A 26,300-nucleotide genomic window follows, 5' to 3' on the forward strand; every position below is an offset into this window, starting at 1 on the left:
TGCGCTACGCCGAGACGCTGCCGCCTGCCCACTCACCCTCAAGTTTTCGGACTAGAAGGTTTCGCGGGGGGCGTGGGTGCCCCAGACGGCGCGGAGGGCGTGGCAGACCTCGCCGACGGTGGCCTTGAGGCGCAGGGCCTCGCGCATGGGGTAGAGCACGTTCTCGGTGCCGTGCGCGGCGGCGCGGAGTTTGTCCAGGGCTGCGCCGACGGCGTCGTTGTCGCGTTCGGCGCGCAGTCTGGCCAGGCGGGCGGCCTGGTCGGCCTCGATCGCCGGGTCGACGCGCAGCGGCTCGTACGGCTCCTCGACGTCGATGGTGAACCGGTTCAGGCCCACCACCACGCGCTCGCGGGAGTCGATCTCCAGTGCGGTGCGGTACGCCGAGGACTCGATCTCGCGCTTCTGGAAGCCGGCTTCGATGGCGTCGACGGCCGAGCCGTACTCGAACACCCGGTCGATCAGCGCCCGCGCCTCGGCCTCGATCTCGTCCGTCATCGCCTCGACCACGTACGAACCCGCGAACGGGTCCACCGTGGCGGTCAGGTCGGTCTCGTACGCCAGCACCTGCTGGGTGCGCAGGGCGAGCCGGGCGGCCTTCTCGGTGGGCAGCGCGATGGCCTCGTCGTAGGAGTTGGTGTGCAGCGACTGGGTGCCACCCATGATCGCGCCGAGCGCCTGCGCGGTGACCCGGACCAGGTTGACCTCGGGCTGCTGGGCGGTGAGCTGCACGCCCGCGGTCTGGGTGTGGAAGCGCAGCATCCACGACTTGGGGTCCTTGGCGCCGAACTCCTCGCGCATCACCTTCGCCCAGATGCGGCGGGCGGCACGGAACTTCGCCACCTCCTCCAGCAGCGTGGTGCGGGCGACGAAGAAGAACGACAGGCGCGGGGCGAACGCGTCCACGTCCAGGCCGGCGGCGACGGCGGCGCGCACGTACTCGATGCCGTCGGCCAGCGTGAACGCGATCTCCTGCACGGGCGTCGCGCCCGCCTCCGCCATGTGGTAGCCGGAGATCGAGATGGTGTTCCACTTGGGGATCTCGGCCCGGCAGTAGGCGAACGTGTCGGCGACCAGGCGCAGCGACGGCTTGGGCGGGAAGATGTACGTCCCGCGGGCGATGTACTCCTTGAGGATGTCGTTCTGGATGGTGCCGTTGAGCTTGTCGCCTGGCACCCCCTGCTCCTCGGCGACCAGCTGGTAGAGCAGCAGCAGCACGCTGCCCGGCGCGTTGATCGTCATCGAGGTGGACACCTTGTCCAGCGGGATGTCCTTGAACAGCAGCCGCATGTCCTCGATCGAGTCGATCGCGACGCCCACCTTGCCGACCTCGCCGTGCGCGATCGGCTCGTCGGAGTCGTAGCCCATCTGCGTGGGCAGGTCGAACGCCACCGACAGGCCCATGGTGCCCGCGTCGAGCAGCTGGTGGTAGCGAGCGTTGGACTCCACCGCCGTGCCGAACCCGGCGTACTGGCGCATGGTCCACGGGCGCGAGGTGTACATGGTCGGGTAGACACCCCGGGTGAAGGGGTACTGACCGGGCTTCTCGCCGTCGGCCGGGCCGTAGACGGGCTCGATCGGGAAGCCGGACTCGCTACGCCTCGGTGAACGCTCGTTCATACGGGGGATGTTAGGCGTCCCGGACGGGTCCCGGGGTGAGGGATAACGCACATCACGTACACCGAGGGTGATGACAAGGGGACGGAACCGTGAAATTCGGCCTCAGAACCCGTCCACGGCTTTCCCTGCGGCGCGGTGTCGTACAGGATAGAGGTGAGTGACCCATTCCCCCTTTGCCATCGTCCCCTCTCCTTTGGCGGCTTAAGCAGTGACCACCCATGCATCCACCTGGAGCGGCAATCCCTCTTCGGGCCGCGCGGCTCCGGGCACCGTCATCGGCGGACGCTATTCACTCCGCACCGCGATCGGGCACGGCGGCATGGGCACCGTGTGGCGTGCCGCCGACACCGTGCTGCGCCGTGAGGTCGCCGTCAAGGAGGTCGTGCTGCCGCCGGGCCTGGCCGCCAGCGACGCCGCCTCGATGTACGAGCGCACCCTGCGCGAGGCCCGTGCTGCGGCGAGCCTGTCGCACCCGAGTGTGGTCCAGGTCTTCGACGTGGTCACCGAGAACGGCCGGCCCTGGATCGTGATGGAGCTGCTCGACGCCCGCGGCCTGGCCGACATGGTGATCGAGGACGGCCCGCTGGCCCCGCGCGCGGTCGCGAAGATCGGCATCGCGCTGCTCGGCGCGCTGGAGGTGGCGCACGCCGCGGGCGTGCTGCACCGCGACGTCAAGCCGGCCAACGTCCTGATCACCAAGGACGGCCGCTGCGTGCTCACCGACTTCGGCGTGGCCAAGCTGCCGACCGACGTGCAGCTGACCACCCCGGGCATGGTGCTGGGCTCGCCCCACTTCATCTCCCCCGAGCGCGCGCTGGGCCACCGCTTCGGCCCGCCCAGCGACCTGTTCTCGCTCGGCGTGACCATGTACACCGCCGTCGAGGGCCGCCCGCCGTTCGACAAGGGCGACCCGCTGGCGACCATGCACGCCGTGGTCGAGGAGGAGCCCGTCCCGCCGCAGCGCTGCGGTCCCCTGCGCGAGGTGCTGTACGGCCTCATGGAGAAGGACCCGGACCGGCGCTGGGACGTGACCACCGCCCGCGCCACACTGCGGGAGCTGCTGGCCGGACCGCTGGCCCAGAACGCCGTGCCGCAGCACGTCACCGACCCGTGGGCGGTCGTCGCGCCGCAGCCCGCCGCCACCGCGTGGGTCACCCCGGCCCAGCCCGAGCGCCCCGCCAAGGAGATCGGCGGCCGGGCGCTGCTGCACACCGGCGAGATGCCGGCCTCCCGGGCGGGTGGCCGCACCCGGGCGAGCGCTGCCGACCCGCTGGACATGCCGACCGGGGCGCACCCCGCGCCGACCGGCGCTCTGCAGACGCTCCCGCCGAAGGCCGCCGCCAAGGCCGGCCCGTCCGCGCTGGACGGCGTGGTCGGCCAGGTCAAGGCCCTGCCGAAGAAGCTGCGCCTGGCCGTCGGCGCGGGACTCGTGGGCGTGCTCGTGATCACCGGCGTGGCCTGGGCCGTGATCGGCGGCGGCGAGGAGACCCCGCAGGGCTCGGCCGTCGGTCCCTCGCCGAGCGCCCCGGCGGCCTCGTCCGCCTCCGCGCAGGTGCCCGAGGGCATGCAGCGGGTGACCTTCAAGAACGTCACGGTGCTGGTCCCCAAGGGCTGGACCCCGGCCAAGTCGGGCAGCTACATCGACTACCGCGACCCGACCGACAAGGAACGCTGGCTGCGCATCAACGTCTACAAGTCGGGCGGCAACCCGACCCGGGAGCTGGAAGGCGCGGAGAAGAACTTCAAGAAGGAAGACCGCTGCCAGAAGGACACCTACCAGCGGATCGAGCTCAGCGACCAGAAGCTCGGCACGCTGGAGACCGCCGCGCAGCTGGAATACCAGTGCACCCCGCCCAACAAGAACCCGCGGCACGCCATCTGGCGGATCGGCGTCGAGGGCGGCACGGCGTTCCACATCTACCTGTCGACCTGGGAGGATTCGTTCGCCCAGGACAAGGCGTTCTTCGACCAGGCGATCGACTCGTTCACGATCACAACCTGAGAGGTTCGCCGAGCAACCGACCGGTCTGCGTGTTATGAAACACCGATGACCGAGTTGTTTGCCGATCGTGTACGCCATTGGATCGCTCAGGATCCCGACCCCGACTCCCGTCAGGAGCTCCAGCAGCTGCTGGACGCCCTGCCGGGCACGGAGGCGGAGCTCGCCGACCGGTTCAGCGGGCCGCTCACGTTCGGCACGGCCGGCCTGCGCGGGCCGCTGCGGGCGGGGCCGAACGGCATGAACCTGGCCGTGGTGCGCCAGGCCGCCGCGGGCCTCGTCAACTGGCTCACCAAGCACGAGCCGGGTGGCCTGGTGGTGATCGGCTACGACGCGCGCCGCGGCTCGCACGAGTTCGCGCTGGAGACCGCCCGGGTCGCGACCGGCTCCGGCATGCGCGCCGCGCTCCTGCCGCACCCGCTGCCCACGCCGGTGCTCGCGTACGCGGTGCGCGCCATGGACGCGGTCGCGGGCGTCATGGTCACCGCCTCGCACAACCCGCCCCAGGACAACGGCTACAAGGTTTACCTGGGCGAGCACCTGGGCGGCCCGCTCGGCGCGGGGGCGCAGATCGTGCCCCCGGCCGACCAGGAGATCGAGGCCGAGATCCGCGCGGTCAAGCTGCTGTCCGAGGTGCCGCTCGGCCACCCGGGCACGGTGCTCGGTGACGACATCGTGGACTCGTACCTGACCGCGGCCGCCGCGGTGGTGCAGGACGACCAGCCCAAGGACCTGGCGGTGGCGTACACGCCGCTGCACGGCGTCGGCGGCAAGGTGCTCGGCGACGCGTTCCTGCGCGCCGGGTTCGCGCTGCCCGCGATCGTGCCCGCGCAGGCCGAACCGGACGGCGCGTTCCCCACGGTGGCGTTCCCGAACCCGGAGGAGCCGGGCGCGATGGACCTGGTCCTCGCGCTGGCGGCCGAGCGCCGCGCGGACATCGTCATCGCCAACGACCCCGACGCCGACCGCTGCGCCGTCGCGGTGCCCGTCGGCAACGGCAACGGCTGGCGCATGCTGCGCGGCGACGAGGTCGGCGTGCTGCTCGCCGACCACCTGATGCGGCTGGGCCGCACCGGCACGTACGCCACCACGATCGTCTCGTCGTCGATGCTGCGGGCCATGGCGGCCAAACGCGGCGTCGGGTACGCCGAGACGCTCACCGGATTCAAGTGGCTCGCCCGCGCCGCGCCCGACCTCGCCTACGGGTACGAGGAGGCGCTGGGCATCTGCGTGGCCCCGTGGATGGCCCGCGACAAGGACGGCATCACCGCGGCGCTGCTCGTCGCCGAGCTGGCCGCCGGCCTGAAGGCGGAGCTGCGCACCCTCACCGACCGGCTGGACGAGCTGGCCGCCGAGTTCGGCCTGTACGTCACCGACCAGCTCTCGGTGCGGGTGGACGACCTGGCCGAGATCGGCACGATGATGGCGCACCTGCGCGCCAAGCTGCCCGTCTCGCTGCTCGACGAGCCGGTCACCTCCACCGAGGACCTGCTCGACCGCCCCGCCGAGTCGGCCGCCGACGTGGTCATCCTGCGCACCGAGACCGCGCGGGTGGTGGTCCGCCCGTCCGGCACCGAGCCGAAGCTCAAGGCATACCTCGAAGTCGTCGAGCCGGTCACCGACGGCGACGTCGCCTCCTCGCGCGAACGCGCCGCCGCCACCATCCGCGCCCTGCGCACCGAGGTCGCCGCGGCCCTCGGCATCTGGTCCGTCAGCCCGTAACGAGCAAGGAAGGGCACCTTCACAACGCTCCGCGTTGTAGAAGGTGCCCTTCCTAACATCTCAGGTCGTTGACCTGGGCTTTGGATGAGATCAGCGCGGGCCGGTGGCAGCGCCGCGCTGACGCGCCTAAGGGGAGGGCGCGACCAGCGGGCCGACGTCCCAGACGGTGACGCCGCCGGTGCGTACGCCATCGGTGTCCACCAGGTCGTCGACCAGCTTGCGCAGCACGTCGGCGCGGGGCTCGCGATCGGACAGGACCAGTGCTCCGGCCCGCCAGAACCGCAGGTCGGCGATCAGCCCGTCGCGCATCCGCGCGGTGACGCGGGGCGCTTTCGCGCCCTCGGCGACCGCGGCCAGCAGCAGGTCCGTGGGACGCGGCGGCGGCCCGAACACGGCGGACCCCGGCTCGCGGCCCGGCCCGATGAAGTAGCCGCCGGGGAACGTGTAGTCCGCTCCGGACTGCGCCCACCAGTGCATGCCGTCGCTGTGCTTGTTGCTGGTCACGGGCACGGTGACCAGGGTGCGGCCGGCTGGGACGTACGCCCGCCAGGTGCCCTCGGTGATGAAGCGCGGCACCGGCACCCCGCGGTGCGTCAGCAGCGGCAGCGGCAGCAGCGGCACCAGCGCGAGCACAACCAGGGCATACGCGAGCCGCCGCACCGGCAGCTCGCCGGCCGACCGGCGCGGCAGCCGCCCCACGGCCTCGATCGCCAGCGCCAGCAGCGCACCGGCCACCGGCAGCAGCACCAGCCCGAACCGGACCGGCACCACCGACTCCAGCAGCGGCAGCTGCCCCAGCGGCCGCCACAGGCCGGGCAGCGCGGTGCGCTCGCCACCGGCGAACACCTGCTTGCCCATGGCGAACAGCGCGAACACCGCGCCGGTCGCCAGCAGCGCCCGGACCAGCGCACGCTGCCACAGCCAGCCCGCCACGGCCAGCGCCAGCACTGCTAGCAGCGGCCAGCCGAGGAACGTGTTCTCCTCGGCGGCGTTCGGCGCGAGCAGCCGGACCGCGTCGACGTTGCCACCGAGCGACAGCCGCGGGAAAGCGGCGAAACTCGCCAGGTCGGCGCCGTAGGCCGAGGCGCCGGGCGGCAGGCCGCGGAAGCTCTGCGGACCGAAGAACTGCGACCACAGGGGGTACGCCAGCAGCGCGCCCCCGACCAGCGCGGCGACCCCTGCCGTGGCCAGCACGGGGCGGATCGCCGCCCGCTGCGCGGGCCAGGTCGCCACGGCGTACGCGGCGAGGAAGACCGCGCAGGCCAGCGCCGTGTAGAGCAGCACCTCCTCGTTGACGAAGGCCTGGGCGACGACGAGCAGCCCCAGCACCACACCGTTGCGCAGCCAGCGGCCGGGCTCTCCCATACGCAGCGCCTGGTGCACCAGGAACGGCACCAGGAACTGGGCGGTCCAGTTCGGATGCGCGTTCGCCTGGCTGATCATGCCGGGGCCGAAGCCGCACAGCGCCGCCCCCGCCGCGGCGGCCGCCGCCGAGGTGGTGACGTGCCGGCGCAGGAACCAGTACCAGGCGGCGGCGGTGCCGGCCAGGCCCAGCACCAGCAGCACCGCGAAGCTGATCTGCGGGCCCCAGATCGCGGTGACCGGTGCGAGCGGGATGCCCAGGCCGAGGACCACCGTGTTCGCCATCAGGTTGACCCCGTGCGGGGCGTTCATCTGCGTGGTGAAGAACGGCACGGCGTCGCCGGTCAGCACGTCGAGGCCGTGGCGCAGCACGAACTGGAAGAAGACCTGGTCGGCGATGTTCTCCGAGACCAGCGCGCGCGACCCGTCCTTCCACAGTCCGGACGTCACGTACACCGCCGTGAGCAGGAACCCGATCCCCGCCGCGAGGTTCACGTTGACGCGTTTTGACTGTTCAGCGCGGTTCTTCGCACGGTGAGGGCGGTCGGCGGGGGTGGGTCGCGCCCGGTGCCACTCCTGAATTTCGGTCTTCACGAGCGTCGAATCTACGGCATTTAGGTAATCTGTCCGGATTAGCCCTGAATGACAGGGACAAACAGGAATTCATTTCTCGTTGCGGCTATCGGACGGAAACAAGCGATGACGACGTACGCCACGGAGCCGAGCCTGCTCACCGGGGACCAGAAGATCCAGGCCGCGGTGCTGGAGAGCCTCGCCGAGGCAGCGAACCACCGCACCTGGTTCGCGGGCATGGCCACCCCGTATCTCGGCGCGCACCCCATCGAGATCGGCAGCGGGCTCGGGGACTACCTGCTGGAGTGGCTGCCGTACGTGGACCGCTTCACCGCCACCGAGGCCGACCCGGAGCGGCTGGTCGACCTCAAGCAGCGCTTCGCCGACGACCCCCGGGTGGAGGCGCGTGAGTTGCTGCTGCCCACCGATCAGTCCGGCGACTACACGGCCCTGGTCAGCTACAACGTCCTGGAGCACATCGAGGACGACGTCGCGGCACTGCGCAGCATGGCCCGGCTGATCCAGCCCGGCGCTCCGATGGTGCTGGTGGTGCCCGCGTTCCCCATCGCGATGAGCAAGGTCGACGTGGCCACCGGCCACTGGCGGCGCTACACCCGCCGCACCCTCACCGACGTCGCGGTGGCCGCCGGCCTGACCGTCGAGCGCGTGGAGTACGTCAACTCGCTCGGCTTCATCTGCTACTTCATCACCGCACGCCTGCTCGGCATGTCCCCCAAGGGCGGCCTCATGATGCGCGTGTACGACTCCCTGGTCACCCCCGTGACCCGCCGCCTGGAGTCCCGCATCCGCCCCCCGTTCGGCCAATCCGTCCTGGCCGTCCTCCGCCGCCCCTGACCCCCCGCCCGGGTTGATCATGAACTTATGGCAATGACGCGCCGTCGAGCCGTGCCATAAGTTCATGATCAACGCGCGAGCGGCGGTGGTCAGAAGCGGGGCATGCCGCCGAATTGGCGGTCGCCGGCGTCGCCGAGGCCGGGGACGATGAACATGTTGTCGTTCAGGTGGTCGTCGATGGAGGCGGTGACCAGGCGGAGGGGGAGGCCGGAGTTCCGGAGGCGGTCGATGCCGGCGGGGGCGGCCAGGACGCAGAGCACCACGATGTCGGTGCAGCCGCGGTCGGCGAGCAGGCGGCAGCAGTGTTCGAGGGAGCCGCCGGTGGCCAGCATCGGGTCGAGCACCAGGACCGGCTTGCCGGTGAGGTCGCCGGGTAGGGACTCCATGTAGGCCCGCGGCTCGAAGGTGTGCTCGTCGCGGGCCAGGCCCACGAAGCCCATCGAGGACTCGGGCAGCAGGCTCAGCGCGGCGTCGGCCATGCCGAGACCGGCGCGCAGCACCGGCACCAGCAGCGGCGGGTTCGCCAGGCGGGTGCCCACGGCGGTCGCGACCGGGGTCTCGACCGGGAACGTGTCGGCTTTGAAGGTACGGGTGGCCTCGTACGCCAGCATGGTGGTGAGCTCGTGCAACGCGGCCCGGAAGCTGGCCGAGTCGGTGCGGGAGTCGCGCATGGCGGTGAGGCGGGCCTGGGCCAACGGGTGATCAACGACGAGTACGTCCACGACGTGAAACTACCCGCCCGTAGCCGCCCGCGTCGTGCCAACCGGTGTCGTGGGCTCCGCCCCCGTGGTGTAAGTCCCGCTCACCCCGCCCGGTGCGCCGCCAGCCGAGCCCGGTCGTCCACCGCCTGCGCCACGGCGACCAGCGCGTCCGCCACGTGCGTGGCGCGACCGGGCGCGTCCGGCACCAGGTCGGCGGGAACGAGCGGGCCCATCGGCGGGCCGAGGCGGACGAGCGGGGCGGGCGGCGGGCAGGCGGGGATCACCGGGGCCGGTGCGGGTGCGGCGGGGGCCACCGGGTCGGGTGTGGCAACGGCTGCCTGGGCCGCCACGTAGATCGTGTGCATGGCTTCGGCGTACCGCCGGGGGGTGTGGCCGGCGGCGCAGGCTCGCGCGGCGGCGCCCAGGCGGCGGGCGGCGCGGCGGTCGGAGAGCAGCTTCAGCACCGCGTCGCCGAACGAGGCCGGGTCGGGCTCGGCCAGCACCGCGTTGCCGTCGAGGGTGCCGTAGCGGTGCAGGGACGGGTCGGCCAGCACCGCGGGCAGCCCGGCGAGCGCGGCCTCCTGCAGCACCAGGGCCTGCGTGTCGGTACGCGACGGGAAGGCGAACACGTCCGCCGCCGCGTACGCCGCGGCCACCACGTGCGGGGGCTGCTGCCCGGTCAGCACCACCCGGTCGGCGACCCCGGGTCCGGCCGCGCGCAGCAGCCGGGCCAGCCAGCGCCGCTCGTAGACCGCGCCGACCAGCACGAGCCGGGCTCTCGGCGACGACGCGAGCACCCGGGCGAACGCCGGGACCAGCAGGTCGACTCCTTTCTCCCGGTTGACCCGGCCGACGAACAGCACCACGGGGTCCTTCGGTCCGATGCCGTGCCCGGCCCGGAACGCCCCGGCCTCGGCGCGCGACGCCGGGCGCTCGGCCACGCCGGTGGGGACCAGCGCCATCCGCGCCGGAGGCACGGGCAGCGCGACCCGGTCGAGCACGGCCCGGGTCGGCACGACGACCGCGCGGGCCTCGCCGAGCAGTAGCCGGTTACCCTCGCTGAGCACTGCGGCGCGGTCGCCCCGCAGGGCCGCGGGCACCCCGAGCCGCCCCGCGTACAGGCGCAGCAGCAGCCGCAGCGCCCAGCCGGGCACCCGGTACGCCTCGGCGTACGCGTGCAGGTCGGTGTGGTACGTCTGCACCAGCGGCACGCCGAGCCGGGCGGCCAGCAGCACGCCGAGCAGCCCGGCCGGGCCGGGGGTGTGCACGTGGACGACGTCGGGCCGGTATGCGCCCAGGTCGGCGACGAGCTGCTCACGGGTCGACCGGGCGCACAGCGCCCACCGCGCGAGCCGCAGGTCGGCGACTCCGCAGGCGAGCGCCGGCAGCCGCAGCAGGCCGGGCTCGTCCTCCTGGTCCCCGTGGGCCGGGACGACGCAGCGCACGTCGTGGCCGGCAGCGGCCTGGGCCGCGCGCAGTGTCCGCAGCGACGTGACGACTCCGTCGCGGCGCGGCAGGTACGTGTCGGTGAAGTGCATGATGCGCACACCAAGACGGTCGGTGACCAGCGTTGATGCGGCGTGAACGCGGCATGTCGGGGGGATGTGGTGACGGCGGCCACCCTTCTGCCGAATCCCACGACATGGACAAGATCGATAAATGTGAGGCCGCGTAGACTCGCCGTATGACGGCCACCATCTCACCGTTGTCCGAGGTCACGCGCTCTGACGCGGCGCTGCGGACGTTCCTTTCCGGCCTGCCCGGCGTCGACCGGGTCGGCGCGGACGCGCGCGCTGCGGGCCTGGGCACCCGCTCGATCAAGACGACCGCCAAGGCCTGGGCGATCGACCTCGCCATTCGGATGGTGGACCTGACCACGCTGGAGGGCGCGGACACCCCGGGCAAGGTCCGGGCGCTGTGCGCGAAGGCCCGGCAGCCCGACCCGGGCGACCCGACGTGCCCGCCGGTGGCCGCGATCTGCGTGTACCCGTCGATGGTGCCGACCGCCGCCGAGGCGCTGCGCGGCTCCGGCATCCACCTGGCCAGCGTCGCGACCGCCTTCCCATCGGGGCAGGCCCCGCTGAAGGTGAAGCTGGACGACACCCGGGCGGCCGTCGCCGCGGGCGCCGACGAGATCGACATGGTGATCAGCCGGGGCGCGTTCCTGGCCGGGCGCTACCTGGAGGTCTTCGAGGAGATCGTGGCGATCAAGGAGGCCTGCGGCAAGGCCCACCTGAAGGTCATCCTGGAGACCGGCGAGCTGGTCACGTACGACAACGTGCGGCGCGCCTCCTGGCTGGCCATGCTGGCGGGCGGCGACTTCATCAAGACCTCCACCGGCAAGGTCGCCCCGGCGGCCACCCTGCCCGTCACGCTGATCATGCTGGAGGCGGTGCGCGACTTCCTCGACACCACCGGCCGCCAGGTCGGCGTGAAGCCCGCGGGCGGCATCCGCACCACCAAGGACGCCATCAAGTACCTGGTCATGGTCAACGAGATCGTGGGCGAGCGCTGGCTCGACCCGAACTGGTTCCGGTTCGGCGCGTCCACGCTGCTCAACGACCTGCTGATGCAGCGCACCAAGCTCGCCACCGGCCACTACAGCGGCCCCGACTACTTCACCCTGGACTAGACATGAGCGAGCGAAGCGAACAGATCATCGGGCTCGGCACTCGTGCCGCCGACGAGCGAAGCGAGGAGAAGGCATGAGCGCATTTGAGTACGCGCCGGCGCCGGAGTCGCGCTCGATCGTGAAGTTGCAGCCCTCGTACGGGCTGTTCATCAACGGCGAGTTCGTCGACGGCGCGGGCAGCTTCAAGACCATCTCCCCCGCCTCCGAGGAGGTGCTGGCCGAGGTCGCCGAGGCCTCCACCGCCGACGTCGACCGGGCCGTCAAGGCCGCGCGGCGCGCGTACTCCGACGTGTGGGGCTCGATGCCGGGCCGGGAGCGGGCCAAGTACCTGTTCCGGATCGCGCGCATCATCGCCGAGCGCAGCCGTGAGCTGGCCGTGCTGGAGTCACTGAACAACGGCAAGCCGATCAAGGAGTCCCGCGACGTGGACGTGCCGCTGGCCGCGGCGCACTTCTTCTACTACGCGGGCTGGGCCGACAAGCTGCCGTACGCGGGCTTCGGGGCGGACCCGCGCCCGCTGGGTGTGGCCGGGCAGGTCATCCCGTGGAACTTCCCGCTGCTCATGCTGGCCTGGAAGATCGCCCCGGCGTTGGCCGCGGGTAACACCGTGGTGTTGAAGCCCGCAGAGACCACACCTTTGACCGCGCTGCTGTTCGCGGAGATCTGCCAGCAGGCCGAGCTGCCGCCGGGCGTGGTCAACATCGTCACCGGCGCGGGCGAGACCGGCGCGGCCGTGGTCGACCACCCGGACGTGGACAAGGTCGCCTTCACCGGCTCGACCGAGGTCGGCCGGATCATCGCCAAGGCCGTGGCGGGCACGAACAAGAAGGTCACCCTGGAACTGGGCGGCAAGGCGGCGAACATCGTGTTCGACGACGCCGCGATCGACCAGGCCGTCGAGGGCATCGTCAACGGCATCTTCTTCAACCAGGGCCACGTCTGCTGCGCGGGCTCCCGGCTGCTGGTCCAGGAGTCCGTCGCCGACCAGCTGCTGGAGTCGCTCAAGCGGCGCATGGCCACCCTGCGCGTCGGCGACCCGCTGGACAAGAACACCGACGTCGGCGCGATCAACTCCGCCGAGCAGCTGTCCCGGATCAAGGCGCTGGCCGAGATCGGTTCCGCCGAGGGCGCGGAGCGCTGGTCGCCCGCGTGCGAGCTGCCCGAGCGCGGTTTCTGGTTCGCGCCGACCATCTTCACCGGCGTGTCCCAGGCGCACCGCATCGCCCGCGAGGAGATCTTCGGGCCGGTGCTGTCGGTGCTGACCTTCCGCACCCCGGGTGAGGCGGTCGAGAAGGCCAACAACACGCCCTACGGCCTGTCGGCCGGGATCTGGAGCGAGAAGGGCTCCCGCATCCTCGCCATCGCCGACCAGCTGCGCGCGGGCGTGGTCTGGGCGAACACGTTCAACAAGTTCGACCCGACCTCGCCGTTCGGCGGTTACAAGGAATCGGGTTACGGCCGCGAGGGCGGCCGCCACGGGCTGGAGGCCTACCTTGCCGGCTAAGAAGAAGGAGTCGCAGGACTCCGTCGCCTCCGCCACCCGGGTCACCGCGGGCGCCACCGCCACCGCGCCGCGGCTGGCCGTACGCAAGACGTACAAGCTCTTCATCGGTGGTGCGTTCCCGCGCAGCGAGTCGGGCCGCACCTACGTCGTCGCCGACAGCAAGGGGCAGTTCGTGGCCAACGCCGCCCAGGCCTCCCGCAAGGACGCCCGCGACGCCGTGCTCGCCGCGCGGGCCGCGTTCGGCAAGTGGTCCGGCGCGACGGCGTACAACCGGGGCCAGGTCGTCTACCGGATCGCCGAGATGCTGGAGGGCCGCCGCGACGAGTTCGCCGCGCTGGAGGTGCCCGCCGCCGAGGTGGACGAGGCGATCGACCGGCTCGTCTGGTACGCCGGCTGGACCGACAAGCTGGCTCAGGTCGTCGGCGGGGCCAACCCGGTCGCCGGGCCGTACTTCAACCTCTCCTCGCCCGAGCCCAGCGGCGTCGTCGCGGTCGTCGCCCCGTCCGCGCCGACCCTGCTCGGCCTGGTCAGCGTCATCGCCCCGGCCATCGCCACCGGCAACACGGTCATCGTGATCACCGACGCCCCGCGCGTCGCGATCACCCTGGCCGAGGTCCTGGCCACCTCCGACGTGCCCGGCGGCGTGGTCAACATCCTCACCGGCTCGGCCGCCGAGGTCGCCCCGTGGCTGGCCTCGCACAGCGACGTCAACGGCCTCGACCTGACCGGCCTGGCCGACGCCAAGCTGGCCCTGGAGCTGGAGCAGGCCGCCGCCGAGACCCTCAAGCGGGTACGCCGCCCGGCCGCCGCCCCGGACTGGTCCGCCGACCCCGGCCTCGCCCCCATGACCGCCTACCTCGAAACCAAGACGGTCTGGCACCCCAAGGGCATCTGACGAAAGAGAGGGCACCTTCACAACGCTATGCGTTATAGCAGGTGCCCTTCCTTTCATTTCGGCACGCTGAGCTGGGCGTTCGTGGGCCCGACGCCGTTTCGGGAGAGCCGGCGGCCACTCGGCCGCCGCGGCGGGCGTGCGCGGGTTCGTTAGGGTGGCCGACCATGAGCGGCCCCCTTCCCGAATCCAGTCCCGTCGAGCACGTCGGGCGCAAGGCCCGCCGGCGGGCCGCCGCCATCGAGGCCGTGCGGTCGAGCGGCAACGGCTCCGGTTCGCGCTTCGGCTGGTTGTGGAGCCTGCTCGCGGTCCTCGGCATCGCCGCCGCGTTCGTCACGTACCTCGCCCTCGGCGGGTACGTCCGCTCCACCGTGCTCGGCTTCGCCTGCTACCTGTCGGGCTGCTCGGCCGCCGGCATGACCACGACGGGCTGGCTGATCGTCGCCGCCCCGGCCGCCGTGATGCTCGTGACGGCACTGTTCTGGCGCAAGCTCGGCAGGGCCGGCCGGATCGGCCTCGGCAGCACCGCGGCCGTGGTCTACCTGGTCGTCATCACCTTCATCCCGGGCCGTCGGCGCGACCTGTCGGACCTCATCCAGGGCCCTGGCAGCGACGCGGTCGCCGACGGCATCCTGTGGGGGCTGGGCGGGGCCGGGGCGGCGCTGCTGTTCATGCTGGTCCTGGTGTTCGTCGCGAAGGCCGTCCCCGCCGTCGAGCGCCGCTACAACACCGTCGCGCTGGCCGGCGCGGTGGTGCTGGTGGTCGCCGCGCTGCCGGTCGCGATCGCCAAGAGCGACCCGACGTGGGTACGCGCCGGCGACGTCTTCCCCGCCGAGCTGACCATGAACGGCGACCGGCTCGTGCGCGCCTCCGTCGGCGAGACATCCGGCTGCGACGGGGTGCTGCCCGACGACGCGCTGCTCAACGAGCGCCTGTGCTACCTGACCGTGCACGCCTCGTACACCACCGACGACAGCGACGCGACCGCCACACTCCGGGCGGTGCTGTACGCCGACGACGAGGCCGCCGACGAGGTGCGCGCCGGCCTGCCCCGCGGGATCACCCCGGTCGGCGTCACCGGCGAGGTCCGCACCGTGCTGTCCACCACGTACTCCTGGGTGCTGATCGGCACGGCGGGGCACACCGACGGGCACGCGATCGCCACCGACGAGCGCCCCTGGGTCCTGTGGCCGCTGCGGCAGGTCAGCTACCACTTCATCGGCGTACAGGGTGGCCTGTTCATCGACCCCGACCCGGACGACGAGATCCGTCCCCGGACGCCCTGACCCTGCGATCCTGAGTCGGTGGAGGAGGTGTCGCATGGGTGAGGCGAGCAGGCTGCGGGCGCGGGCCGCGGAGATCGCCGACGAGGTGCTGTTCCCGGCCGCCCTCGCGGTGGACGCCGCCGACCGCATCCCCGCGTCCCACCTGGACCTGCTGGCCGCCGAGGGCTTCTACGGCGTCGCCGCGCCGGCCGACGGGTCCGGCATGGACTTCCCGCTGGCGGCAGCGCTGGTGGAGACCTTCGCGAGCGGCTGCCTGACCACCGCGTTCGTCTGGCTGCAACACCACGGCCCGGTGCTGGCCGCGGCGCACAGCGACCGGCCCGGCATCCGCGAGACCTGGCTGGAACCCCTGACCAAGGGGTTACGCCGGGCCGGCATCGCGCTGGCCGGGCTGCGCAGCCGCACCGCGCCGATGCGGGTGCGCGCCACCGACGGCGGTTACCTGCTCGCCGGGGCGGTGCCGTGGGTCACCGGCTGGAACATGATCGACACGTTGTACACCGCCGCCCGCGACGAGCACGACGACGTGCACTTCCTGTTCGTCGACGCGGCCGACGCGCCGACCCTGACCACCACGCCGCTGGAGCTGGTCGCGGTGCAGGCGAGCCGGACCGTGGACGTGCGCTTCGACGGCCACTTCGTGCCTGCGGACCGACTCGTCGACCTGCAGGCGTACGAGAAATGGTCGTCATCGGACGCGAGCGGCTCGGCGCTGAACGGCTTCCTCGCCCTCGGCGTGGTGAACCGGTGCTGCCGTCTGCTCGGCCCGAGCCCGCTCGACGCCGAGCTGGCCGCGGCCCGTGCCGCCCTGCTCGCCGCGGACGCGGCCGCCGTCCCCGCCGCCCGCGCGGCCGCGTCCGACCTGGTGCTGCGGGCGACCGCACAGCTGACGGTGCGCACCGGCGCGCGGGCGGTGCTGCGCGACGACCACGCCCAGCGCCTGCTCCGCGAGGCCGCGTTCCTACTGGTGTTCGGCAACCGCCCCGCCATCCGCGACGCGCTGCTGGCCCGGCTCGGACCCGTTTCGCCTCGGTGATCCGCGACCTTGAGCCCGGCCGGACGACTCGACGAACCCCTCCGCATCGGTGTGCGCGGATTTCCTCGCGGCGCGGGTAAACACGGCGACCCCGCCGCGACGTCTTAGCCGCGAGACCACCGCGCACCGGCTGAGGAGACCCCCGTGCACCCGGAGTTCGAGGATTACGTCCGCGCCCGTTCCGGGCCGCTGGTCGGCTTCGCCTACCTGCTCTGCCGCGACCGGCACCTCGCCGAGGACCTGGTGCAGGACGTGCTGGCCAAGGCGTACCACCGCTGGGACCGCATCGAGGCGGACAACCCGGACGCCTACCTGCGCAGGGCCGTGGTGTGGGCGCACTCCTCCTGGTGGCGACGGTTGTCGCACCGGGAGCGCCCGCTGGAGACGGCCCCCGACGCCGCGGGCGACGACGACTTCGTGCAGCGGCACGCGGTGCGCGACGAGCTGTGGGCGCTGCTGGGCACGCTGCCCCGCCGCCAGCGCACGGTACTGGTGCTGCGCTTCTTCGAGGACCTCGACGACGAGCGCATCGCCGAGCTGATGGACTGCTCCCCCGCGACCGTGCGGGTGCACGCGCACCGCGGGCTGGCCGCGTTGCGGACCCGGCTGGCCAATCCGGCGCCGGTGCCGGCGGACGAGCGGGCCTTCCCCGCGGTGCCGGTCGAGTCGGTGCGGCGGCGGGCGGTCGGCGGGCAGCGGCGGCGGAAGGCCGGGCTGGCCGCGGCGGCGGCCGCCGTGATCGTCGCGCTGATCATGCTGGTGCCCGGCTGGCGGGGCACGGAGCCGCCGCCGGTGACCACCCCCACCCCGACGCCGTCGGCGTCCCCGTCGGCCGCCGCTCCGTCGGTGCTGGTGCCGGTGGGGTCGGGCGGCGAGCTGCCGTCCTTCCCGTACGAGCCGGGCTGGATGCCGGCCGAGGTCGGACCGCTGGAGGTGACCTTCGGGCTGGACATGACCGGCCTGGAGAGCCTCGGCCGCCCGGGATACGTGCTCCTCTACGCCGGGCCGACGCCGTACGACTGGGACTGGGAGGCCGCGCAGACCCGCACCGTCCAGGTGAACGGGGTCAACGCGACCCTGCGCACCGGGACGCTGGAGGACGCGCCGGCGGTCGGTCTGACCTGGCGGCGGGACGGCCGGTGGGTGACCGTGCAGAGCTTCGGCGGGCTGCTGACCGAGGCCGAGGTGCAGCGAGTCGCCCGCGAGCTGCGGCTCGGCAAGGTCACCGCCACCCCGCGCATCACCTACTCGCTGGCGCCCGCCGGATTCGAGGTGAACAGCCTGGGCGCGCGGCACCTCTGCCTGAGCCGGGAGCCCCAGCTGCGCCCGACGGACCCGGTGGGCATCTGCGTGCACATCGGCACGGACACGAGCATGGTCGGCCCGGAGAGCTCACTGCTGATCGGCGGGCGTCCGGCCCGGGTGCAGCGGGACGACCCGGCCGGGCCGCCGACGGCCGTGTGGATCCGGCTGGACGAGCAACGGGTGCTGTGGGTGGAGCCGAACGGAACCGATCTCAGCGAGGCCGACCTGATCCGGTTCGCCGAGAGCATCACGGTGGCCGGGCCTGCGGGGCAGTGACCCACGCCATCGGGCACGATGGACAGCGTGGCGCGCCCGTTCGATCCCCGTCTGCTCCGGCAGGTCCCGTCCACCCGGCGTGACGTGGTCCTGCTCGCGGTGCTCGGGGCGGCTGTCGCCGTCGCCGTCGTGACCGCGGCCGCCGCGCTCGCCCGGGCGCTGGCCGCCGCAGTGGACCTGCGCCTCGATCCCGGCGCGATCACCGTCTTCCTGCTCGCGTTGACCGCCCGGGCCGCGCTCACCAGCGGCCTGGGCGTGGTCGCCGCGCGCATGGCGGCCACGACCAAGGCACACCTGCGCGCCGACCTGCTCGCCGCGGTCGGGCGGCGCGGGCCGGGCTGGCTGGCCGGACAGCGGGCGGGCGAGCTGGCCACGCTCACCGGCCGCGGCCTGGACGCGCTGGACGGCTACTTCACCGGATACCTGCCGCAGCTCGTGCTGGGCGTGACCGTGCCGGTCGGGGTGCTGGCCACCCTCGCCTTCACCGACCTCGCCTCGGCGGTGATCGTGCTGGTCACCCTGCCGCTCATCCCGATCTTCGGCATCCTGGTCGGCTGGCAGACCCGCAACGCCACCGAACGGCAGTGGCGGCGGCTGCGGATGCTCGGCGGGCACTTTCTGGACATGCTGTCCGGGCTGCCCACGCTGAAGGCGTTCGGGCGGGCCCGCGCGCAGGTCGGCGCGGTGCGGGAGATGGCCGACCGGCACCGCACGGCGACCATGCGCACGCTGCGCATCGCCTTCCTGTCCGCGCTGGTGCTGGAGCTGGTCGGCACGATCTCGGTCGCGCTGGTGGCGGTGCCGGTGGGCCTGCGGCTGCTGGGCGGCGGCATGACGCTGGCCGCCGCGTTCACCGTGCTGCTGCTGACCCCGGAGGCGTACGCCCCGCTGCGCGCCGCGGGCACCAAGTTCCACGCGAGCATGGAGGGCCTGACCGCGCTCGACCAGGCGTTCACCCTGCTCGCCGCCGCCGAGGGCGACACCGCGGGGGGCACCCGCGCCGCGCCGCGCCCCGGCGTGATCGAGCTGCGGGGGGTGACCGTCGCGTACGAGCGCACCACCGCGCTGCGCGACGTCGACCTCACCATCCGCCCCGGCGAGCGCATCGCCCTGGTCGGCCCGAGCGGCGGCGGCAAGAGCACCCTGCTCAACCTGCTGCTCGGCTTCACCGTGCCGACCTCGGGCCGGGTCCTGGTGGACGGTGCCGACCTGGCCGAACTCGACCTCGACGGCTGGCGGCGGCAGCTCGGCTGGGTGCCGCAGCGGGCCCACCTGTTCGCCGACTCGCTCGCCGCCAACATCGCCCTCGGCGCGCCGGACGCCCCCCGGGAGCGCATCGCGCGGGCCGCCCACGCCGCGGCGCTCGGCCCGGTGGTCGACGCCCTGCCGCAGGGCCTGGACACCGTGCTCGGCGAGCGCGGCCACGGCCTGTCCAGCGGCGAACGCCAGCGGCTCGCGCTGGCCCGTGCCTTCCTGCGCGACGCGCCCCTGCTGCTGCTCGACGAGCCGACCGCCCGCCTCGACGCGGCCAGCGAGCAGGCGGTGGTCGAATCGACCCTGTCCCTGGTCGAGGGGCGCACCGCCCTGCTCGTCGCGCACCGCCCCGCCCTGCTCGCCGCGGCGACCCGCGTGGTCCGCATCGACTACGGCACCCTCCACGAACTGGTGACCGCATGAGCGAGCCGAACGTCTCTGCGATGCGGCGGGTGCTGGCGTTCGCGTACCCGCTGCGGTGGCGGTTCGTCGGCGCCGGGTTGCTGGCGGCCGGGACCGAGGCGGCCGGCCTGGGGTTGATGGCCGCGGCGACGTGGCTGCTGGCGACGGCCGCCGGGCAGCCCCCACTGATCACGCTGTCGATCGCGATCGTGCTGGTCCGAGCCCTGGCCATCGGCCGCGGCGTGCTGCGGTACGTGGAGCGCCTGGCGAGCCACGACGCCGTGCTGCGCATGGTCACCGAGGTCCGTGCCCGCATCTTCGCGGCTCTGGTCGACCGGCCGCCGGCCCGCCGGGCGGACGCGCTCAGCCGGATGGTCTCCGACGTCGACGCCGTGCAGGACCTGGTGATCCGGGTGCTGCTGCCGATGGCGGCCGCGGGCCTGGTCGCCGTCGCCGCGGTCGGCACGGCCCTGCTCGCCGATCCCGCCGTCGCCCTGGTGCTGCTGGCCGGCCTGCTGGTCACCGGGTTGGCGCTGCCGCTGCTGGCCGCCCGGCTGGCCCGGCACGGGGCGGCCCGGCTCGCCCCGCTGCGCGCCGCGTACGCGGTGGACACCGTGGACCTGGTGCACGGCGCGGCCGACCTCGCCGCCTTCGGCGCCCGCCCCGGGTACGAGGCCCGCGGCGCCGCGCACGCCGCGGAGCTGGCCCGGGTGGAACGTGCCCTGGCCCGGCGCTCGTTCGTCGTGAACGCCGCGGCGACCGCGCTGGGCGGGGTGACCGCGATGGCGGTGATGGTCACCGGGTTGTCCCGCGGCCTGCCCGGGGTGTGGCTCGCGGTGCTCGCCGTCGCCACCCTGGCCGCCGGGGAGCTGGCGCTGTCACTGCTGGCCGCCGCCCGCAAGGGCGCCGAGATCCAGGGCAGCCTGCGCCGGGTCGCCGAGCTGCTGGGCGAGCCCGGCGACGCGGCGTCCGGCGGGCCGGCGGTCCCGGACGGTTCCGTACACCTGCGGCTGCGCGGCGCGGGGGTGCGTTACCGCGCCGACGCCGCACCGGCGCTGCACGACATCGACCTCGACCTGCCGCCCGGCCGCCGGGTCGCGATCGTCGGCCCGTCCGGCGCGGGCAAGAGCACCCTGCTCGCTCTGCTCACCGGCGCTGTCACGCCCGACAAGGGCAGCGCGACGGCCGAACCGGTCACCGCCGGGACCGGCGGGGCGAGCGCCGTGCGGATCGCCGCCCGCACCGCCCCCGGGGTCGCGGTGGACGGCGGCACACCCATCGCGTCGTTCGATCGGGAGCGCTGGCCGGGCGTGGTGACCGGGCTTCTCGCCGACGCGCACCTGTTCCACGCCTCGGTCCGCGACAACCTGCTGCTGGCTCGCCCCGAGGCGACCGACGAGGAGCTGCTCGCCGCCTGCCGGACCGCCGGGCTGGCCGACTGGGTGGCCGAGCACGGCCTGGACGTACGCGTCGGCGAGGACGGCGCGGAGCTGTCCGGCGGCCAGCGCCAGCGGCTCGCGCTGGCCCGCGCGGTGCTGGCCGATCCGCAGGTGCTGCTGCTCGACGAGCCGACCGAGGGCCTGGATGCCGAGCAGGCCGACGCGGTCCTCGCGGCGGTGCTGGCGCACCGCGGGAGCCGCTCGGTGGTGCTGGTGACCCACCGGCTGACCGGTCTGGACGCGTTCGACGAGGTCGTGGTGTTGGACGGCGGGCGTGTGAAGGAGCGCGGGACGCAGGGTTGGGTGCGGGCGCACGGGGGCTGACCCGAACCACTAGGGTGTGCGGAGAGTCACCGACCCGGCAGAGGTCGGCAGCTGAACGGCGGAGGTCAGCAGTGGCAAGCACGCTCTGGGACGAGTACCAGGTCTCGCCGGTCGAGGTGGCCCTGCCAGGCGGCAAGGTCGGACTGACGCTGCGGGCGTACCGGCCCGCGAGCGAGCTGACCCCGACCGACATCGCCGACCGCGAGGACGACGACGCGATCTTCTCCGGCCGCACCGGCCGCCCCATGGGCGTCGCCGACGACGAGGAGCTGCCCGAGTTCGAGTGGACCAAGGAGGCCCTCGACGAGGTCGCCGCCGGTCCCGCCGAGGACGAGGTCGCCGAGCGCGCCGTGGAGGCGGACGAGGCCGACGAGGAAGCCGATGAGGACGAGGACGAGGCGGTCTCCGACGAGGAGGTCCCCATGTTCCTCTCGCACAAGGGTCGCCTGCTGCTGTTCCTGTCCGCCAAGGGCCTGGCCGACTTCGTGCGCTCCGGCGCCCCGCACGACCTCAAGCAGCTCGAAGGCTGGTCGAAGCTGGCCAAGTCGGTCAAGGCCACCGACGTGGTCGCGGGCGAGGACGACGCGTACGAACTGGACCTGGTCGTGGAGAACCTGCGCGGCGGCCCCGACGCCTGGGATGCCGAGCTGGTCCTGCGCGCTGGGGAGTTCGCCAGGGACGTGAGCTACGCTCTTCGCCTCAAGCCCGTCATGGTGGCGCTCTCCCCCGGCTCCCCGCTCGACGACCTCGACGAGGCGCTGCGCGCCTCGGAAGAGGGTGGACTCGGTGCTTTCTTCGCGAAGCGCAAGCTGAAGAAAATCGGGGCAGAGCAGGCATCCATCGGGTGGCGCTCGATTATTGGCAAGATCTCTGGCGCTGTGGACTGGCGCGACTGACCCCTAACCAGGGAACATCAGTCTTTGGCACACGAGGGGTCCGGGAGGAGGACGAGTCCGTGGCGCTCGTGCGGGTGTACTGCGGTATCGCGTCGACAGCTCCGGAGGTCGACGCGGGGGACAACCTTGCGGCGGCCCTGAACCGGCTGACCGTCGCCGTTGTCGACGACTCCGGCAGGCTGCTGGAGTTCTGCGTCATCAACGACGATCCATCCGGCTACGCGCTGGTGACGTCGCTGCTGGCGGAGAGGTTCGGCGGCTCGGCGATGGTCATGGTGGCCGCGGACAGCGACGACCAGCAGGTCATCTCGCTGCTCGCCGCGTCCGGCCGGGCGATCGCGTACACCGACGACGAGTCCGCCGACGACTTCGCCGACCGGTTCGCCGACGACGAGTCCCTCGACGAGGTCAACTCCTCCCCTGACGAGCGCCGCGCCGTCGGGCTCGCCCGCGCCCTGCAGGCCGGTGTGCTGTCCGCAGTGGTCGGTCCCGCCCCCCGCGAATTCGTCGCCTTCAAGCCGGTGCTGGCCGGGCACGCGGCGCTGGCCGTCGGCCGGCACGCCGCCGCGGTGGCCCTGCGCGAGGTGCTGCGCGAGCTGTACCCGGCCGCCCTGCGCGCCTACCCCGATCCCGCCGCCCCGGTCGCCCTGGCCGTGCTGGAGGCGCTGCCCGAGCCGGGCATGCTGGCCGGCCAGTCGGGCTCCCGCAACCGTGACAACGGCTCGACCGCCGAGACCGTCGCCGCCCGGCTCGTCGCCGACGGTGTCTGTGACAGCGGGACCGCGCTGGAGCCGGCCACCGCGCTGCGCGTCGCCATCGCCGAGACCCGCCGCAGCGGCGTCGGCAAGCAGCTGACGGCCGCCGTGGCCGAGTCGGTGCGGCACAGCGTGGCCGCCGTGCGCTCGTTCGACGCCGCCGGCCTGGCCCTGATCGACACCCTCGCCGACCGGATGGCCCCGCTGCCGGCCGCCGCGGCCGCCCAGCCCGCCGTCCGGCGGACCGGGGTCGCGGTCACCTCCGCGCCGCCCGCGATGGCCGCCGCCACCGGGGCCCGCCGCCGCGTGCAGCCGACCGCCGTCACCGCCGCACCGGCGCAGCCGCGCCCCGTGCAGGCCCCGCCGACCGCGCCCGAGCCGGTGTCCGCCACCCCGCTGGCCCCGCCGCCCGTGGAGCGACCCGCGTGGGCGCCCTCCACGCCGCCCGTGCCGTCCGGTTTCGAGGCGACCCCGATCACGGGTACCCCGATCGTCGCCACGCCCGCTGCGGCGCGCCAGGAGGCCCCTGTCGCCCCCACCCGGCAGGCGCCCACCCCGATCCCGTCGCGCCAGACCACGCCGATCCCGGCTCAGCGCACCTCGCGAGCGCCGGCCGACGCGAACAAGCCGTTCGTGCCGACCCTGACCAACGCGGCCATCAGCAGCGAGCGCGCCGCACGCGGGTTCAACCAGGCCCCGTCGGCCGACCTGCCCGACGAGACGCTGGAGCAGGGGCACCTGGGCTACCAGCAGCCCGCCGCCGACCTGCCCGACAGCGCGCCGCGCGGATACCAGCAGCACGCCGAGCCGCTGAACGACGCGCCCCGCGGCTACCAGCAGCAACCCGAGTCGCCGAACGACGCGCAGCGCGGCTACCAGGCCCACGCCGACGAGCCGCAGCGCGGATACCAGCAGCCCGCTGCCGACATGCCGGCCGAGCGCGCCCCGCGCGGCGGCTACCAGCAACCGGCCGAGCCGGTGAACGACCGCGCCCCGCGCGGCGGTTACCAGCCGCCGTCCCGCGACGACGACCGCGCCCCGCGCGGCTACCAGCCGTCGGCCGCCGAGCGGCTCGCCAACGAACTGGCCGAGCGGGCCCGCAGCGGTTTCCAGCAGGACAACCTGCGCGACACCGGGGAGCGGCCGCGTTACAACGGCCCGTCGGCGACCGACGTGCCGAGCGACCTCACCCGGATGCCGGCCGACCCGCTGGGCATGCCGCCGCAGCCGCCCGCGGCTCCGGCCGGTTCGCGCGCCAACTGGCCACTGAACCCCGAGCCGGAGGAGCCCGCACGGCCCGCCGACGGGCGGATCACACCGCCGTGGCTGGACGACGACCTGGTGCTGCCCGAGTCTCCGGCGCTGCGCGTGGTGGACGAGCCCGCCCGGCGCAACGGCCGCGGCGGTCGCGACGAGCCCCCGCTGCGCCTGGTGGACGACAGCGCGCTGACCGGGGCACGGCCCAAGCCGCGCCGCACCGAGCGGGCCTCCAGCCCGGCCGCCGGTGAGGACGACGACCTGCTGATCTTCGCGTCGGTCTCCTCGGCCTGGTTCAGCGGACCGAGCAGCGACACCGAGACCACCTGGAACTCGACGATGGACAGCGGCTGGCGCGCCGCCGAGCAGGCCGCGCGGCCGCAGGTCGGCGTCGACACCACGGCCGGTCTACCGCGCCGTGTCCCGCAGGCCAACCTGGTGCCCGGTTCCACGCCGGAGCGCGAGGAGCGCCCGCTGCGCATAGTCCGCGACGCCGCCGGCATCGCCGCGCACACCAGCAACTACTTCCGTGGCTGGCGGCGCGGCAACCAGGAACTCGGCGGCGGCCCCGGCCAGGGCGGCTTCGCCGTGGGAGGCCGTCCGGGCCGCGAGTCGGCCAACGGCTGGGACTTCACCCGCGAGCAGGACTCCCGCGACGACCGGGACGACTACAACTACCGCGCGGCCAACTACCGCTGACCCAGCGGCTTGGCGAAGATCGCCGTTTCGGGGCAGGATCCGCGGCGCGACCGCAGGTTCCGACCGGTAACGGCGATCTTCGCGTATACGGCGACGGTTCGGGCCGCGACGGTCACGCAGCGTCATGGTGTGTTTCTGGCCATAGCCGCTGAGCTTGACCTTCGCGCCGACGGGCCAGCACGATACGTGTGCGGCAGTGGCTCACGCCACTGTCCACGCACCCCTGCACCACGGAAAGGCACGTCATGAACAGCGCCACAGGTGGACTGACCCGACGCAGCGCCCTCACCGGCGGACTCGGACTGGCCGCCGGAGCGCTGCTGGCCGCCTGCTCCGAGCCTGACGCGACCGCCGCCGGCGCCACCGGGGAACTCGTGCTCGGCGTCAACCTGGAGCTCACCGGCACCGGGTCGACCTTCGGCAAGCTGCAGGAGCAGGCCCTGAAGGTCGGCGCTGACGAGATCAACTCGGTCGGCATCCCGTACGGTGAGGGCCGCCTCTACATCCGGCTGGTCGTCAAGGACAACGGCGGCACCGCGGCGACCGCGATGCAGCACGCCAAGGACCTCATCGAGCAGGACCGGGTCAGCGCGATCATCGGCGGCGCGACCGTCGAGACGGCCCGCGCGATCATCTCGGTGGCCGAGCCGGGCAAGGTGCCGTTCCTCTGCCTCAACAGCGGCGACGACATGACGGTGCCGCTGCCCAACCGCAAGTTCGTCTACCAGCTCGGCCCGAATGCCTCGGACGTCGCCGCCGTCATGGGCCGCGAGATCCGCAAGCTCGGCCTGGAGAAGGTCGCCGTGCTGGCGACCACGGACGGGCACGGCGACGCCGGTGTGCGCGCGCTCCCCCGGGCCATGCTCGCCAGCGGGCACGAGATCGTCGACACGGTCCGCCTGCCCCGGTCCGGCCGGGCCTACGGCAGCGCCGCCGCACGGATCGCCGACGCGGACGCCGAAGCTGTCATCGTCTGGGCGCAGGCTCCGGTGAGCGCCGCCGCGGTCGCCGCGCTGCGCTCCGCCGGCTACACCGGCAAGGTGTTCCTCGACGCCGGCGCGGGCGCGGACGAGACCCTCAACGGCCCCAACAGGCGCGCGATGGAGGGTGCCTACGTCGTGCACCCCGCCGTGCTCGCCGGGGCCCCCACGGTGGCCACCACGCCCTCCGGACGGGCCCAGCGCACGTTCATCTACCGCTACATCCAGCAGTACGGCTCGTTCACCGGATTCGCCCCGTACGGCGCGGACGCGCTGACGCTGATGGCCACCGCCGCGCGGCGTGCCGTCAGCACCGACCCGCAGCGCCTGCGCGGCCGCCTCGAAGGCGGCCCGATCGAGGGCGTCAGCGGCGCCTACGCCTTCCAGCCCATCTCCCACGGCGGCCTCGAAGCCGACGCCCTGGCCCCCTTCATCGTCCGCCAAAACGCCTGGGTCCGCCTCAGCTGACGCCTCGCGCCCCTTCCTTCTGGACCAACTCTTAAAGGGTCGCGCCCTCAGACAGTGTCTGAGGGC

At 73.4% G+C, this 26,300-nt stretch carries 18 protein-coding genes; 14 read left to right on the forward strand and 4 right to left on the reverse strand.

The genetic code is table 11. The features are described 5' to 3' along the window. Nucleotides 1–51: 51 nt before the first annotated feature. On the reverse strand, nt 52–1,617 hold the full coding sequence (locus tag ACFQO7_RS36600; RefSeq protein WP_376810699.1) for an acyl-CoA mutase large subunit family protein: 1,566 nt from the start codon (nt 1,615–1,617) through the stop codon (nt 52–54). Between the two features lie 208 nt (nt 1,618–1,825). Here ACFQO7_RS36600 and ACFQO7_RS36605 point away from each other — a divergent pair, with 208 nt between their 5' ends. Further along, nucleotides 1,826–3,619: a serine/threonine-protein kinase gene (locus tag ACFQO7_RS36605; protein WP_376810700.1), complete on the forward strand. Its 1,794-nt coding sequence runs from the start codon at nt 1,826–1,828 to the stop codon at nt 3,617–3,619. Between the two features lie 45 nt (nt 3,620–3,664). Beyond that, a complete protein-coding gene (locus ACFQO7_RS36610; RefSeq protein WP_376810701.1) occupies nt 3,665–5,338 on the forward strand; it encodes a phospho-sugar mutase in 1,674 nt (557 codons plus the stop codon). Between the two features lie 126 nt (nt 5,339–5,464). Here the strand turns inward: ACFQO7_RS36610 and ACFQO7_RS36615 are convergent, their stop codons facing one another. Next, complete coding sequence (locus ACFQO7_RS36615; RefSeq protein WP_376810702.1) at nt 5,465–7,195, reverse strand: hypothetical protein; 1,731 nt, start codon at nt 7,193–7,195, stop codon at nt 5,465–5,467. 204 nt (nt 7,196–7,399) lie between these two features. Between ACFQO7_RS36615 and ACFQO7_RS36620 the strand changes: the two genes are divergently transcribed. After that, a complete protein-coding gene (locus tag ACFQO7_RS36620; protein ID WP_376810703.1) occupies nt 7,400–8,128 on the forward strand; it encodes a class I SAM-dependent methyltransferase in 729 nt (242 codons plus the stop codon). 89 nt (nt 8,129–8,217) lie between these two features. Here the strand turns inward: ACFQO7_RS36620 and upp are convergent, their stop codons facing one another. Then, a complete protein-coding gene (upp, locus tag ACFQO7_RS36625; RefSeq protein WP_203693269.1) occupies nt 8,218–8,850 on the reverse strand; it encodes a uracil phosphoribosyltransferase in 633 nt (210 codons plus the stop codon). 80 nt (nt 8,851–8,930) lie between these two features. Next, complete coding sequence (locus ACFQO7_RS36630) at nt 8,931–10,367, reverse strand: glycosyltransferase (RefSeq protein WP_376810713.1); 1,437 nt, start codon at nt 10,365–10,367, stop codon at nt 8,931–8,933. Between the two features lie 146 nt (nt 10,368–10,513). Between ACFQO7_RS36630 and deoC the strand changes: the two genes are divergently transcribed. From deoC to ACFQO7_RS36685, 11 genes are all read left to right on the forward strand, one after another. After that, nucleotides 10,514–11,461: a deoxyribose-phosphate aldolase gene (gene deoC / locus ACFQO7_RS36635; protein ID WP_376810704.1), complete on the forward strand. Its 948-nt coding sequence runs from the start codon at nt 10,514–10,516 to the stop codon at nt 11,459–11,461. Nucleotides 11,462–11,534: 73 nt separating this feature from the next. Further along, on the forward strand, nt 11,535–12,965 hold the full coding sequence (locus ACFQO7_RS36640; RefSeq protein ID WP_376810705.1) for an aldehyde dehydrogenase family protein: 1,431 nt from the start codon (nt 11,535–11,537) through the stop codon (nt 12,963–12,965). A gap of 73 nt (nt 12,966–13,038) precedes the next feature. After that, nucleotides 13,039–13,860: an aldehyde dehydrogenase family protein gene (locus ACFQO7_RS36645; protein WP_376810714.1), complete on the forward strand. Its 822-nt coding sequence runs from the start codon at nt 13,039–13,041 to the stop codon at nt 13,858–13,860. Between the two features lie 164 nt (nt 13,861–14,024). Beyond that, entirely contained in the window at nt 14,025–15,143 is a 1,119-nt protein-coding gene (locus ACFQO7_RS36650) for a hypothetical protein (RefSeq protein ID WP_376810706.1), read from the forward strand. 34 nt (nt 15,144–15,177) lie between these two features. Further along, on the forward strand, nt 15,178–16,179 hold the full coding sequence (locus tag ACFQO7_RS36655; protein WP_376810707.1) for an acyl-CoA dehydrogenase family protein: 1,002 nt from the start codon (nt 15,178–15,180) through the stop codon (nt 16,177–16,179). A gap of 144 nt (nt 16,180–16,323) precedes the next feature. Then, nucleotides 16,324–17,760: a SigE family RNA polymerase sigma factor gene (locus ACFQO7_RS36660; RefSeq protein WP_376810708.1), complete on the forward strand. Its 1,437-nt coding sequence runs from the start codon at nt 16,324–16,326 to the stop codon at nt 17,758–17,760. Between the two features lie 27 nt (nt 17,761–17,787). Beyond that, the gene (gene cydD / locus ACFQO7_RS36665; protein WP_376810709.1) at nt 17,788–19,437 is read left to right on the forward strand and encodes a thiol reductant ABC exporter subunit CydD; all 1,650 of its coding nucleotides are present in this window, start codon (nt 17,788–17,790) and stop codon (nt 19,435–19,437) included. Then, nucleotides 19,434–21,179: an amino acid ABC transporter ATP-binding/permease protein gene (locus ACFQO7_RS36670; RefSeq protein ID WP_376810710.1), complete on the forward strand. Its 1,746-nt coding sequence runs from the start codon at nt 19,434–19,436 to the stop codon at nt 21,177–21,179. The genes cydD and ACFQO7_RS36670 overlap by 4 nt, the downstream gene beginning before the upstream one ends. A gap of 71 nt (nt 21,180–21,250) precedes the next feature. Beyond that, nucleotides 21,251–22,075, forward strand: a complete 825-nt coding sequence (locus ACFQO7_RS36675; RefSeq protein ID WP_376810711.1) for a DNA primase — start codon at nt 21,251–21,253, stop codon at nt 22,073–22,075. A 59-nt stretch (nt 22,076–22,134) separates the two neighbouring features. Then, nucleotides 22,135–24,786 (forward strand): transposase, encoded by a 2,652-nt coding sequence (locus ACFQO7_RS36680; protein WP_376810712.1) that lies wholly within the window; start codon nt 22,135–22,137, stop codon nt 24,784–24,786. 245 nt (nt 24,787–25,031) lie between these two features. Continuing rightward, complete coding sequence (locus ACFQO7_RS36685; protein ID WP_361056275.1) at nt 25,032–26,234, forward strand: ABC transporter substrate-binding protein; 1,203 nt, start codon at nt 25,032–25,034, stop codon at nt 26,232–26,234. Nucleotides 26,235–26,300 lie beyond the last annotated feature (66 nt).

This window comes from Catellatospora aurea (genome assembly GCF_042663325.1).
Classification (GTDB): domain Bacteria; phylum Actinomycetota; class Actinomycetes; order Mycobacteriales; family Micromonosporaceae; genus Catellatospora; species Catellatospora aurea.